This window comes from Bacillus sp. B15-48 (assembly GCF_016879755.1).
GTDB lineage: Bacteria > Bacillota > Bacilli > Bacillales > Cytobacillaceae > Mesobacillus_B.
In genome coordinates this window covers 160565-174118 of the sequence record NZ_WOFU01000003.1, presented here as the reverse complement: position 1 = coordinate 174118, position 13554 = coordinate 160565, and the positions used below count along the sequence as shown (strand labels likewise).

The 13554-nt window shown below is 37.3% G+C and carries 11 protein-coding genes; all 11 read left to right on the top strand.

What is annotated here, in order from left to right; all coding sequences use genetic code 11:
* The first annotated feature begins 13 nt into the window (after nt 1–13).
* The 11 genes from GNT69_RS11370 to fadK all read left to right on the top strand — a co-directional run bounded on the left by GNT69_RS11370 (nt 14) and on the right by fadK (nt 13491).
* On the top strand, nt 14–1243 hold the full coding sequence (locus GNT69_RS11370) for an MFS transporter (RefSeq protein WP_203555098.1): 1230 nt from the start codon (nt 14–16) through the stop codon (nt 1241–1243).
* 291 nt (nt 1244–1534) lie between these two features.
* On the top strand, nt 1535–2110 hold the full coding sequence (locus tag GNT69_RS11365) for an MFS transporter (RefSeq protein WP_203555097.1): 576 nt from the start codon (nt 1535–1537) through the stop codon (nt 2108–2110).
* A gap of 146 nt (nt 2111–2256) precedes the next feature.
* Entirely contained in the window at nt 2257–2775 is a 519-nt protein-coding gene (locus tag GNT69_RS11360; protein ID WP_203555096.1) for an MFS transporter, read from the top strand.
* Between the two features lie 423 nt (nt 2776–3198).
* Nucleotides 3199–4515, top strand: coding sequence for an acetyl-CoA hydrolase/transferase family protein (locus tag GNT69_RS11355; RefSeq protein ID WP_203555095.1), 1317 nt, complete (start codon nt 3199–3201; stop codon nt 4513–4515).
* Nucleotides 4516–5251: 736 nt separating this feature from the next.
* Nucleotides 5252–6694, top strand: coding sequence for a group II intron reverse transcriptase/maturase (gene ltrA, locus GNT69_RS11350; RefSeq protein WP_203554114.1), 1443 nt, complete (start codon nt 5252–5254; stop codon nt 6692–6694).
* Between the two features lie 392 nt (nt 6695–7086).
* Entirely contained in the window at nt 7087–8181 is a 1095-nt protein-coding gene (locus GNT69_RS11345) for an acyl-CoA dehydrogenase family protein (RefSeq protein WP_203555094.1), read from the top strand.
* Nucleotides 8182–8239: 58 nt separating this feature from the next.
* On the top strand, nt 8240–9007 hold the full coding sequence (locus GNT69_RS11340) for an electron transfer flavoprotein subunit beta/FixA family protein (RefSeq protein ID WP_203555093.1): 768 nt from the start codon (nt 8240–8242) through the stop codon (nt 9005–9007).
* A gap of 20 nt (nt 9008–9027) precedes the next feature.
* On the top strand, nt 9028–9948 hold the full coding sequence (locus tag GNT69_RS11335) for an electron transfer flavoprotein subunit alpha/FixB family protein (RefSeq protein WP_203555092.1): 921 nt from the start codon (nt 9028–9030) through the stop codon (nt 9946–9948).
* A 166-nt stretch (nt 9949–10114) separates the two neighbouring features.
* Complete coding sequence (locus tag GNT69_RS11330; RefSeq protein ID WP_203555091.1) at nt 10115–11410, top strand: FAD-dependent oxidoreductase; 1296 nt, start codon at nt 10115–10117, stop codon at nt 11408–11410.
* Complete coding sequence (locus GNT69_RS11325; RefSeq protein WP_203555090.1) at nt 11407–11703, top strand: ferredoxin family protein; 297 nt, start codon at nt 11407–11409, stop codon at nt 11701–11703. The genes GNT69_RS11330 and GNT69_RS11325 overlap by 4 nt, the downstream gene beginning before the upstream one ends.
* 150 nt (nt 11704–11853) lie before the next feature.
* The gene (gene fadK, locus GNT69_RS11320; protein ID WP_203555089.1) at nt 11854–13491 is read left to right on the top strand and encodes a medium-chain fatty-acid--CoA ligase; all 1638 of its coding nucleotides are present in this window, start codon (nt 11854–11856) and stop codon (nt 13489–13491) included.
* Nucleotides 13492–13554: the final 63 nt, after the last annotated feature.

The following is a 13554-nucleotide window of genomic DNA, read 5'->3' as shown; positions in this document are numbered from 1 at the left end:
GGGGAAAGACCTCGTGAATAATAAAAAACTTTATTTAACTGCTGCAGTACTATATTTCTCTTATATGTTACATGGGATTGGAGTATCGATCCTAGCCCAATATAAATCAGACTTTGCTGAAATGTGGGGAGCACCGACATTAGCAGATGGGACATTGGATGTTAGTATGGTCCTTACCGTTATAGCTGCCTTAGGGTTAGGACGGTTAATCTCTCTTCCTTTCGCAGGTCCTTTTTCAGATAAGTTTGGTAGAAAACCATCAGGTATCGTAGGTATGGTTGCTTATATAATCTATTTTGTAGGTATTATCTTCGCACCGAATATGTATGTTGCCTATGCGTTTGCTTTATTTGGGGGGATAGCAAACTCATTTATCGACACATGCGTATATCCATCAATTGTCGAGATATTCAAGAAAAAGGGCGATATTGGAAACCTATTTGTTAAATTTTCAATTTCAATCGGTCAATTCTTGCTGCCGTTTATGATTGGATTTGTTGCAGCAAATGCTCTGACATTTAAAACACTTTTTTATCTATGTGCAGTTTTAATTGCAGTATGTGCTCTTTTAATTGCGTTCTTACCTTTTCCAACAGTTACAAACAATGACAAAACTGAGAAAGGTGAAGTAAAAAAAGTAAAGATGAAGTTTACAGCAACAACTTGGGCTATAATTGCAATGGGATTTACAACGAGTGCAACATTTATGTTATGGCTAAATGCGAATCAGGAGTTAGGGAAATTATATGGTTTAGCAGATCCTAGTAAAATTCAGTCCTTTTATGCGATAGGAACAGTCGTTGCTGTGTTGGTAACGGCGGCATTGATCAGTAAAAAGATTCTCCAATCGGTACAGATTTTGTTCTTATACCCAGCTATTTCAGCGATTATGTTACTCGTTTTATACTTTGTAGAATCTCCAACACTCGTATTGGTTGGTGGATTTGTCCTTGGATATGCTGCCGCAGGAGGGGTTCTTCAATTAGTTACAACAATTGCAGTAGAAGTGAATCCGGCTAACGCAGGTAAAATGACTTCTATGGTTATGATTGCTTCAAGTCTTGCAAACTATCTTGTTCTAACAGCTGCAGGAGCAATTACAAAAATGGGAGGTATAGCTGGACCTAAATATTTGCTTCTATTTAACTTTGCTATCACAATCATTGGTGTAATTCTTGCAATTTATGTGAATAAAAAATATGCAGAAAAAGAAAAATATTCTTCAGTAAAAATGGCAGGTTAATCGATTTCGTCAATAAGGAAATATTCTTAAAGGTTATGAGGCACTCTATTTGCATACATGCATAATAGGGTGCCTCGTTCAGTTATGTTGGAAATCTATAGTTTATACGAATAAGATTTCTTGAATTCATTGTTAATATCTATAGTATTGATAAATTCTGTTAATCTCTCAACCGTTCTGTCAATGAATAAATTAGCAAAGTCAATTGAGAGTAATTTCCTCTGTCAAAAAAAATGCACAGATAAAAGGAGATTGTTTTGCTACTATAAATGCTAGAGAGGAGCAGTCAACATGAAAAATAAGTACATATATTCAGTTATGGGATCTTTCATTAATTACTTTTTCTTTGGTATGGCGTATATTTTGATTGCACAAAATATGACGTTTCTTTCCGAGAAATTACAAACTGATAATGCTGGAATTAGCTTTTTGATCTCTGCCTTTGGATTTGGTAGGTTATTCAGCCTTTATGTTGGTGGAGTTTTGTCAGATAAAATTGGTAGGAAACCATTTGTGTTATTAGGGGCAACTTTAATGGCAATCTTCTTAATTGGGATCCCTTTGAGTCCTAATTATCAAATTGCTCTTATTTTTGCAATCGTAGGCGGATTTGGAAATTCCTTCTTAGATACGGGGACAAATCCTAGTTTAATGGAGGCTTTCCCTAAACAGGCGAGTAGGGTAATGGTTCTTCAAAAAGTATTTATCTCGGCTGGTTCAACAGTATTACCATTTCTTATTTCTTTTTTAGTTTTTAATGAAGTCTTTTACGGATGGGCATTTTTTATTCCTGCCATCATCTTTCTTGTAAACTCAATTATTTTGTTGAAAGTTAAATTTCCACATCATAATAGCCAAAAAAACTAGAAGAAAATGCGCCAAGTGTGATCTTTAATTCCCAGCCAAAGTTTAGTGTGGAAGGTTTAGCTCTAATTGTATTAGGGTTTACAGCTCCCGCAATGCTTTATATTATGAATATTTGGCTGCCCGTATTTGGCCGGGAAGCCGTCGGAATGTCGTTAGTAGACTCATTGAAGTTATACAGCTTGTACAGTATTGGTGCAGTCATTTCGGTCGTAATTTTGTCATTGATTGTTGGTCGCAGGGTAAAAGCAATTACGATTATTCTCCTTTATCCGATTCTCTCATTAATTTCAATCCTAGTTTTGATTACGATAAAAACACCAGTTGTTGCTGCAATCATGTCTTTTATGCTAGGTGTAACTCTAGCTGGTGTTTTGCAGTTAGGTTTGTCCATTCTTTGTGAATTCTTCTGGGATCGAAAAGGAAGAATGACAGGGGTTATGTACTCAGCAACGGCATTGGCAACAGCGGTTGTTCCATTAATCACAGGCTATATTACAAGATTGTATGATATCCAGGGCGTTTTTACTTTCATGATCATTATTAACGCAATTGGTATATTTGTGTCAGCGATTGTGAACTACAGGTATAGAATATTAGCAAAACCAGATCATAGACTAGATATGGACGAATTTGACTATCAAGCGGAGAGTTCCAAAGCGATATAGAGAGAGTTCAAAATAGGCTAGTAAAAAGCGTAGAACAGAGAACTTGTTTATCTTTTAATTTATAGATGAATCGGTTTTTATGTGAATTTATTCACAAATTATTCACAAACTTTACATTCAAATATTCACATCCATTTCATAACAGTAGCCAAGGAAAAATGAGCGCTACTGTTTTTTTTCTGTTGAAATCCTTCTTTAGAGATTGTTCTTTAGCGATGTAATGTTAAGGATAGAAAAAATCTATCAAACAGATAAAAAAGTCCAATTAGACACTATAAGAAAGGCGGTATACACTAAAACTGTTCATAAATTCCTTTTAATATTTATTCAGCTATCGTGATCTTTAGAGGGAATTATAGAATAATATGTGATTATATTCACATTAATACCATCAAAAGGTTATTTAACAAGGAGGATATTAGTATGGATTGGAAAAATTTGTATAAAAAACGCACAGTATCTGCAGAAGAAGCTGTAAAAGCTGTAAAATCAGGTGACCATGTCTTTGTTGCACAATCGGTCGCAGAACCATTCCCAATTACGGATGCATTAGCAGCTGATTACAAACGCTTACAAAATGTTGAAATTTTTATTAATAGACCGGTTCGTGAATCTTTCTTTGCTACTCCAGAAGCAGAGGGACATTTTAGATATAACTTACTGTTTGTAGGGGCAACAACTAGAAAAGCAGTTGTTGAAGGTAGAGCAGATTTTACTCCTTGCTATTACTATGAACTCCCGGAAATTTTCGATAACCAATATCCACTTGATGTTGCTATCGTTCAATTCTCAAGGCCAGATAAGCATGGCTATGTTAGTGCAGGGATTAATGTTGACTATCAAATGGCAGCTGCTAGAAAGGCAAAAGTCGTCATCGCTGAGGTAAATGACCAAATGCCATTTACGCTGGGAGATACAACCTTACATGTTTCTGAGATTGATTATTTTGTAGAAACGAGTCGCCCACTACCTGAGGCTCCTGCGCCAGAAGCTGATGAAGTTGCCAAAGCGATCGGGCGGAATGTAGCTTCTTTAATTGAAGACGGTTGCAATCTTCAATTTGGCTTTGGAGCAGTCCCTGAAGCAGCCATTCCTTTTTTAACGGACAGGAAAGATTTAGGGATTTATACAGAAATGTTCTCTGACCGTGTACTTGATTTAATTGAATCAGGTGCTGTCACAAATAAATATAATCCAGTTCATCCAGGAAAGGTTATTTCATCCGTTGTTTTAGGTACTCAGCGTTTATACGAATACGTAGACAAGAACAATAATGTGTTCATGTATCCAGTAGAATTTGTTAACCATCCCGCAAACTTAGCAAAAGTTCCAAATTTAGTATCTGTTAATGCTTGTGTACAAGTTGACTTTATGGGGCAAGTAAATGCAGAAACCATTGGCGATATGCAAATTAGTGGGATTGGTGGCCAAGTAGATTTTGTACGTGGTGCGGCAATGTCACCAGGTGGAAAATCAGTGATTGTATGCCAATCAACAGCTAAAGGCGGAACCGTTTCCAGAATTGTTCCTGTTCTTGATCAAGGTTCTGCGGTTACGACAAATCGTCATGATGTTCATTATGTTATTACAGAATTTGGTATTGCTGAATTAAAAGGAAAATCTTTAAGACAGAGAGCACGTGCACTAATTGATATTGCTCACCCAAATTTCCGCGATGAATTAGGTGAAGCATTTGAAGCAAAATTTCATGTGCCATATCGCAAATTAGTTATGGCATAATCACCACACTGCTTTATGAATGTAATTACAACAATAAAAGAAAATAGGAAACTTGTAAAAGACCCGATTTTTATAATGGGTCTTTTCCTTGTGCGACGGGCAGTTGCACCTTTGCAGGACCACTGCAAGAACTAACTTATATAGGTTGGGACACGCTACGGCGGTAAAACGGTCCCCGAATCCTGGAAGGTTATTTCTCTCGGAGGTGTAAGTCCTCCCATAGGAGTGCTGGCACAACCTATGAAGTCTAATCTAGGGCATTATTGTGAAGTAATGTCTGAAGGAGATGCGGAATGTCGAGAGACCCGTAGACGGATAAGCAGACCCAAATGCGAAAGCGTGAAGCACATACGGCCGGGTAAGTTGACGACTGTGCGAGAATAACGGGAAGTCCTCACTGTAAATTACAGGAGTCCTTTAATCAAAGAGCCAGCCGATTAAAGGGAGCTTATCAAGTGAAGGTGCTGGGTATGTTTAGAAGGAAAGTGTAATGACCCCGTGAGGTCTTCACTCTCAATTTCAGGTGGTGTCATATAAGAGTAATTCGAAGTTGACATTACGAGTGAAGAAGTCAGACGCTCTCATAGTACGGAAGTAAGAATGTGACTAAACACATTCCGAACGGAAGGGGATGCGACCTCGTGGTTCTACTCTAATAGAGGTGTGTAATGAAAACAGAACACGTTACCTCGGTAAAACGAACTGGATGTACACAATGAAAGGTGTGGAATAAGCATTGAATCAAGAACTGAAATTGAAATGGCATAGTATCTACGGACAAATTCTCTTTGACCGAAAACTAATGGCTGCCTGGGAAAAGGTAAAGTCTAACAATGGAGCTGGTGGAATCGATGGTGAGACCATTCAAAGCTACGAAGCTAACGAGAACGAGAATATCAATCAACTTCTTGCGAAACTTCGAGCGAAAGAATACACACCATCACCTGTCAGAAGACAGTATATTCCCAAGAAAAATGGAAAAATGCGACCACTTGGAATCCCCAACATTGAAGACCGCATTGTCCAACAAGCCGTAGTAAACGTAATAGAACCAAAATGTGAAGAATTTATTTTCCACAACTGGTCATGTGGCTACCGCCCAAATAGAGGTGCTAAAAGAGTAGTGCAGCTTATAATGTGGAACGTGGAAAAAGGCTATAACTATATCTATGATTGCGATATTAAAGGCTTCTTTGACAATATTCCACATAAGAAATTGATGAAGGTGCTTCAGAAATATATAGCAGATGGGACCGTCCTAGACCTTATCTGGAAATGGTTAAAAGCTGGCTATATGGAAGAAGGCAAATTCCATCAAACAGATTCTGGCACTCCGCAAGGAGGCGTAATTTCACCACTTCTTGCGAACCTCTATTTAAATGAATTAGATTGGGAACTAGACCTTAATGGAATTCGTTTTGTGCGTTATGCGGATGATTTTCTTCTATTTGCGAAAACAAAGGAAGACATCAAACGAGCCGAACAAATTACCAAAGGCAAACTAGCAGAATTGGGCTTAGAAATCTCTATCGAGAAGACCAAAGTCGTGGATTTTAACCATGATGATTTCGATTTCTTAGGATTCACCTTTGAACACTGGAGAAACCGAAAGAAAGATGGAAAACCATACTTCATAGCTAAACCTAAAGAGTCCACATGGGATGACTTTCGCCAAAAGATAAAAACCAAAACGAGAAAGACCTTTACATATAGTAAAGAGGTTTGGATAGAGAAAGTAAATCCTGTAATTAGAGGAAAAGTAAATTACTTTCTAACTCTTTGGGAAGCAATAAAGGCAAACGAAGAATATGGATTAAAAAGCAACTGCTACTTTAATGTCATTGGAAATGAATTAAAGGCAATTGATGGCTATATTAGAAGAAGGTTACGAGTATGCATGATTCATAAACACCCAAGTCAAAGAAAAGGGTGGACAATGACAACGAAATGGAATATCGAGTTCTTCGTTCGAATCGGATTGGTAGCGACTTTTCAATATTACTACGGAAAACAATATGGCTATACTCCAGAATCCTACATTGATTATATGAAGAAGAGCCAAGAGAAGAAACAACAAAAGAAGGTCCAAAAAGCAAAAGAACGCGGAAGGGAGTATTATACACCTGACCGCGTTCGCAAAATGAACTATGCACAAAGAATAGCAAAGTATTCAATGTAACACGTTGGTAAGCCGTATGCCTTAATAGGGCACGTACGGTTTGATAAGGGGGGAGCCTTGTGAAAGGTTTCCCTACTTTATTGTAATTTATAAATTCGTTTGACCATAGGATAAATTTAGTTTGTGAACGAAAGATTCACAAATGGTTGCTATTGGTTATTTAAATTAAAAAATCAAACGCAATGGTTACTTTTATTGTTATGTAAGGGTTTTTCATGGGAACTAAAATCTCATAGATAATTTCTATAAATTTGATAAAAATATCACATTAGACATTATAAATAGATTCTTGCATACTAAAATTGTAAGTTATTTCACAAAGTTTGTTTGAGTTTAAAATCTTAATTGGGGCTACGCAATAATCTATAAAAGATCGAAAAGAGGGTAATAACATGGATTTTAAATTAACAGAAGAACAAGCATTGATCCAACAAAGTATAAAAGAATTCATCTCTGAACAATCTGGAGCGCCTGTTGGCGAAATATTAAAAAGTTTAGCAGAAATTGATTTTATGGGAATTTTCTTAGATGAAGAAATGGGAGGCGCAGGTGGTGATTTCACAAGCTATATTTTAGCATTAGAAGAAATTGCTAAAGTTTCTCCATCCGCTGCACTTGCATTTGCTATAAATAGTACTCAAGTAGAATATGCACTTAACTTATTCGGATCACTAGAGCTAAAGAATAGATATTTATCGCAGTTATGCAAAGGAGAAATCTTTGGTGCCTATGCATACAGTGAACAAGGAATTGGCGAGGACTTACTTTCTATTGATACGACTGTAGAGAAAAATCAAGATAGTTATGTGTTAAATGGTTCGAAAACATTCGTGCTTGGTGGTGGAGAGAATGATTTATACATTGTTTTTGCTAAAGGAGAAAAAGGCTTAAGTGCATTCGTTGTTGAGGCTGAATTTCAAGGAGTATCCTTCGGAACCCCTTATCGAAAAATGGGCTTAGATGGAGTTGTTGCTACGACAATGAATCTTGAAAATGTAATCGTACCAATTGAAAACCTAGTTGGCGAAGAAGGCAAGGCTGAAGTCATTGTTCGTGAAGTACAAGATGTTCATAATATAAGCTTGGCTACAATTGCAGTTGGGATTTCAGAAGCAGGAATGGATATGGCGATTGCATATGGAAAAGAGCGTCAACAATTTAGAGTTCCTGTTATTACATTTGAGGCCTTGCGTGAAAAAATTGGCGAAATGACAACAAACATAGAAGCTGCTCGTTTATTAACATATAAAGCAGCTGCTTGCAAAGATGATGGAGAATCCTTTATTGAAACCGCTAAAATGGCTAAATACTTTGCCATTAAAACAGGAGAAGATAACGTTCGTGAAGCGATTCAAATTCATGGTGGATACGGCTACACAAGAGATCTTGGAGTCGAGAGATTATTCAGAGATATGAAGGGACTTAACGTTATCGATAGTGTCGCTAAACCGCTAGTAATCGCAATTGCAGATGAAAAAATCAGTTAGGTGAATCAAGCTAAAAACGATCTAATTAAATAAAAAACGATTTTTAGGAGGATAACCCATGAAAGCATTGGTTTGTTATAAGTATGTTCCAGATGAGGCGGATATCGTTGTTGATCAAGCTACTAAAACATTGAATATGGACAAAGTAAAGTCAAAGGTAAGTGAGTACGACCGTAATGCAATTGAATTAGGAGTAACATTAGGAGAAAGTAGCGGGTTTACAGTTGAATCTCTAACCGTTGGTAAAAACGTAAAAGCTTCTACAACTGATGTGTTGGCACGAGGAATTGAAAAAGCCTATTATGTTGAGGCTGACGGGCTAGAAAGTTCTGTTGTTGCTAAAGCAATTGTTGAGGCAGTTAAGAAAATTGGCGGAGTGGACTTGGTCATTTGCGGTGAAGGCTCAGGCGATCAGTATTCTCAACAAGTTGGACCTAGGGTAGCTGCACTTCTAGATTATCAACTAGTTAGTTATGTCTCTTCGTTTAATGTAAATGGGGAAACGTTTACAGCCGAGCGTAAATTAGAGGATGGAAATGAAATTGTTCAAGTTTCAAGTCCAACAGTTGTAACCGTTTTATCTGATATCAATACACCACGTATACCGGGAATGAAGCAAATTTTATCTGCGAAGAAAAAACCATCAGAAGCGATTTCACTTGCAGATCTTTTAAGCCCTGATCAAATTGAATCAAAAATTACTATTAAAAAAGTGGGTCCTTCTATTCAGGATCGTAAGCAGATTAGAATGAATGCTGATGGTGAGAGTGTTAAAGTAGCTGTCGAAAAATTAGTTCAACAATTAAAAGCAAATAAAGATATTTAATGAAAAGGACGGTGGAAGTGATGAAAAATATTTGGGTAATTGCAGATTCTCCAGAATATGGTTATGAATTATTATCAAAAATTGCTTCAAAGGGTGATCAAGTTACCGCATTTGTAAATGGAGACGCAACGGTTGCAAATGAATGTTTTGCATATGGAGCAAGCACAGTTAATTTATTGCCTTTACCAAAAAATACGACTTGGGAACAATATGCAAAGGTAATCGCGAGTGAAGGAAAAGAAGTTCAACCAGAACTTATTGTTGTTGCTGCAACAAGAAGAGGGAAAACAGTTGCAGCTCAAGTAGCGGCATTGCTAGATGTTCCTTGCATAACAGAAACAAAAGCAATAGAAATTGATGGAGACACAAAATTATTCACTAGAACAATTTATGGTGGATTGGCAGAAACGGAATTAGAAACAAGTCAATCTGTTGTAGTATCAGTGACGCCAGGGACATTCGAAAAAGAAAAAGCAGCTACTCCTGAAAATGGTACTGTGCGGACAATTGAACTTACTGAACCAAACAATGTAGTGATTGTAGAAAGAAAGCAAAAAGAAGAAACTTCTGTTAACCTAAATGATGCTAATGTTGTTGTAGGTGTTGGTCGTGGGTTTGGAAATGCAGAAAATGTGAAACTAGCTGAAGAACTAGCTACAACCCTCGGAGGGGAAATTGGTTGTACTCGCCCAGTTGCTGAAGATTTTCATTGGGTATCAGAAGAACGATATATTGGCATCTCTGGTGCAGTAATAAAGCCTAATTTATATATAGGTGCTGGTATTTCAGGACAAATTCAACATATGTATGGAGTTCGTGATTCAAAAACAATTGTCGCAATTGATAAAAACGAGAATGCACCAATCTTTAAATCAGCCGATTATTATATTGTAGCTGATATAAATGAAGTATTGCCAGAGCTAATATCAGCAGTAAAATAAATGCTAATTAGATCTAAAACTTAAACTGGTTAAGAGAATTTAAGTTTAATAGAAACTAGAAGGAACAAATAAAAAATAGGGCGCCATTTTATAAGAAAATTAGTAATTGGCGCCTCATTTTTTCATCGTTGATGACCAATCATAAAGACAAACGAGGTGTTTTTCAATGTCTGAATCAGAAAAGTTTGATGCCATTATTGTTGGCGGAGGAGTTGCTGGACTTGCTGCTAGTTATATGTTAGCAAAAGAAGGCCTAGATATTCTCCTCATTGAAAGAGGAAATTATCCTGGAAGTAAAAATATGACAGGTGGAAGAATATATAGTCATAGTTTGGAAAAGATTATGCCTGATTTTGCGAAAGAGGCTCCAGTCCAGAGAAAAGTCGTTCATGAAAAAATCAGCATGATGACGGAAGATAGTGCAGTTACGATTGATTATACCTCTCCATCATTAGGAGTTCAAGGTAAGGATTCTTACACCGTAATAAGAAGTGAGTTCGACCAATGGTTAGCGGAAAAGGCTGAAGAAGTCGGGGCGCAAATTATATCAGGAATTCTGGTGGAAAACTTGATTGTAAAAGATGGGAAAGTATGCGGTGTCATTGCAGGGGAAGACGAACTAGAGGCAGAAGTCGTCATTATAGCAGATGGGGTCAACTCGCTACTCGCGCAAAAATTAGGGTTTAGAGGTGAGTTAAAGCCTCATGAAGTAGCAGTTGGTGCAAAGGAAGTGATTTCTTTACCACAGAGTGTAATTGAAGATCGGTTCCAGTTGGGGAATGAGGAAGACGGTACTGCGTGGTTATTTGCTGGAAGCCCTTCTGCGGGACGTATTGGCGGAGGCTTTCTTTATACGAATAAATCAACAATTTCACTAGGAATTGTTTGTACGATAAGTGATTTAGAACACTCAAGAAAAACAGTACCACAAATGCTTGAAGATTTTAAAAACCATCCATTGATACAACCACTAATTAAAGATGGAAAAATTGTCGAGTATTCAGGTCATGTTGTTCCGGAAGCAGGATTAAGCATGATTCCTAAAATTGTCGGTGACGGAGCTTTAGTTATCGGTGATGCAGCAGGCTTCTGTATTAACATCGGCTACGCTGTAAGGGGAATGGACCTAGCAATCGCTTCAGCTGAAGCGGCTGCAAAAACCGTTTTATATGCGAAAGAAAAAGCGAATTATAGTGAAGCAACACTATTAAAATATAAAGAGCTACTAGATAATAGTTTCGTGATGAAGGACTTAAATTTATATAAAAAATTTCCACACTTTATGGAGAATGAACGAATCTTTAATCAATATCCACAAATGGCAGTAGATATGATGGAAAGTATGTTTGTTATAGATGGCAATCCAAGTCAACCGCTTATGTCAACAATGAAAAAACATCTGAAAAAAGTTGGGGTCATGAATCTTGTAAAAGATGGGATAAAGGGGGTACGTTCATTGTGAGTGTGAATGTTGAAGAAAAACTTGGTGTTAATAAGTTTGAAGTAGATGAAGAGAACCCTCATATTGTTTTGAAAAAAGAGGGGCAAGAAACCCCAGAATATAGAAAAGAATTTGAAAAACTAGTCATCGCCTGTCCAGCAAACCTATATGTAATCAATGAGGATGGCAGCTATCGATTTGATTATGCTGGATGTTTGGAGTGTGGTACTTGTCGTGTGCTGTGTGGGGATACAATCATTGAAAAATGGGAATTTCCTCAAGGAACATTTGGAATTGAGTTTAGATATGGGTAATCAAGCAGTTGAGATCATTGGGACATATTAATAAGAAAGAATGTGTCAATTTGCTAAGGATTGGTATAATGGCTGTGATTGATCACATTTTGTTATCATTGCCTAGAACAAAGACGACCAAATTTATCTTTGTTCATGGAGGTGTAGAACATGTCTTTGGGAATTAAATTAAGTGAAGCAAGAAAACGAGAATATCGTCAAAAAGGTTATTGGGGAGATGCTACATTAGCAGACTATTGGAATATGTCTGTATTGAGTTTCCCTGATAAAATAGCAGTGATTGATGTTCAAGGTTCGCAATATACCTATGCTGAATTAAATGAAGCTGCCGGTAAGACGGCAGCTTATTTAAAAGAAGTTGGCGTAAAACCGGGCGACTTTGTTTCGGTGCAATTACCAGGCTGGTCTGAATTTGTCATTATATATGTTGCTTGTATGAAGGTTGGGGCAGTTCTAAACCCCATTCTCCCAAATCTCCGTGAGGGAGAATTAACATATATTTTAAATAAATGTGAATCAAAGGTTTTGTTTATTCCTTCCTTATTTAGAAAATATGATTATACTCGTTTTTTACATTCTTTAATGCCCAATGTTCCAAGCTTAGAGGCAATCGTTTTTGTAGAAAAAGACTCTAAAGTAGAAGTGGGGATTAGTTTGGAGCAAATCCTTCACACCTATTCTCCCTTAGCTCAAGACAGCAAGTATAGTGCGGATGATTTAGCAGCAGTATTGTTTACATCAGGAACTGAGGGTTTACCGAAGGGTGTGATGTTAACACACAACAACATTATCGCGAGTGAAAAAGCGTATGCCGCAAGATTTAACCTTACTTATCAAGATGTTATATTAATGCCAGCTCCAATTGCCCACGCTACAGGTTTTCATCACGGTGTTACAGCAACGATTTTGTTAGGAGCGAAGTGTGTTTTTCAAGACATATTTAAACCGGATATAAGCCTTGAGTTAATTGAAAGAGAGAAATGTACATGTGGAAATGGTGCTACCGCACTAGTTTATGATATTATGCGGACATTAAAGAATAGAGAATACAACATCTCTTCCCTTCGTTTCTTCTTGTGCGGGGGCGCTCCTGTTCCAAGACATATGGTGAAAAATGCGATGGATATGGGAATCAAGGTAATCGGCGTATATGGATCTACAGAAAGTGTCCCACATGCAGCTGCAAGTTTAAATGATCCATTGGAGAAGTTTATTTATACAGATGGAAAGCCATTACCTGGAGTGGAAATAAAGATTGTTGATGAGTTGCGACAGCAAGTACCTGCTGGCATCCAGGGGGAGGAAGCATCTCGCGGACCAAATGTTTTTGTCGGTTATTTAAAAGAGCCTGGGCTTACGAATCGTGCCCTGGATGATGAGGGCTGGTTTTATAGTGGCGATTTGTGCATAATGGATGATGATGGTTTTATCAGTATTTCTGGTCGAAAGAAAGACATCATTATTCGAGGTGGAGAAAATATCAGTAGCAGTGAAGTGGAAAGTATTTTACTGCAACATCCTAATATCCTTGAAGCGGCCGTAGTTGGAATGCCCGATAAAAGATTAGGAGAAAAGACTTGCGCTTATCTCGTTTTAAAAGATTGTGAGCAAGGTTTAACAATTGAAGAAGTCCAAGATTTCTTCATGAGGATGAATATAGCAAAATACAAATTTCCAGAGCGTATAGAAATTTGGGATCAGCTACCTCGGACAGAATCATGTAAAATTAAAAAATATATCCTCCGTGAGGATATAAAAAACCAACTAAACCTTTCAGTTGTAGGGTGAATGTAATTATATAAATTGAAAAAAGGGCAGCTTAGTTATAAGCCGCCTTTTTTACGTTAATTA

Bases quoted from the DNA above. Each gene is read 5' to 3' on its own strand.
- GNT69_RS11335 (WP_203555092.1), top strand. From the start codon at position 9,028: ATGAAAAATATTTGGGTAATTGCAGATTCTCCAGAATATGGTTATGAA.
- GNT69_RS11330 (WP_203555091.1), top strand. From the start codon at position 10,115: ATGTCTGAATCAGAAAAGTTTGATGCCATTATTGTTGGCGGAGGAGTT.
- GNT69_RS11360 (WP_203555096.1), top strand. From the start codon at position 2,257: ATGTCGTTAGTAGACTCATTGAAGTTATACAGCTTGTACAGTATTGGT.
- fadK (WP_203555089.1), top strand. From the start codon at position 11,854: ATGTCTTTGGGAATTAAATTAAGTGAAGCAAGAAAACGAGAATATCGT.
- GNT69_RS11340 (WP_203555093.1), top strand. From the start codon at position 8,240: ATGAAAGCATTGGTTTGTTATAAGTATGTTCCAGATGAGGCGGATATC.
- GNT69_RS11355 (WP_203555095.1), top strand. From the start codon at position 3,199: ATGGATTGGAAAAATTTGTATAAAAAACGCACAGTATCTGCAGAAGAA.
- GNT69_RS11365 (WP_203555097.1), top strand. From the start codon at position 1,535: ATGAAAAATAAGTACATATATTCAGTTATGGGATCTTTCATTAATTAC.
- GNT69_RS11345 (WP_203555094.1), top strand. From the start codon at position 7,087: ATGGATTTTAAATTAACAGAAGAACAAGCATTGATCCAACAAAGTATA.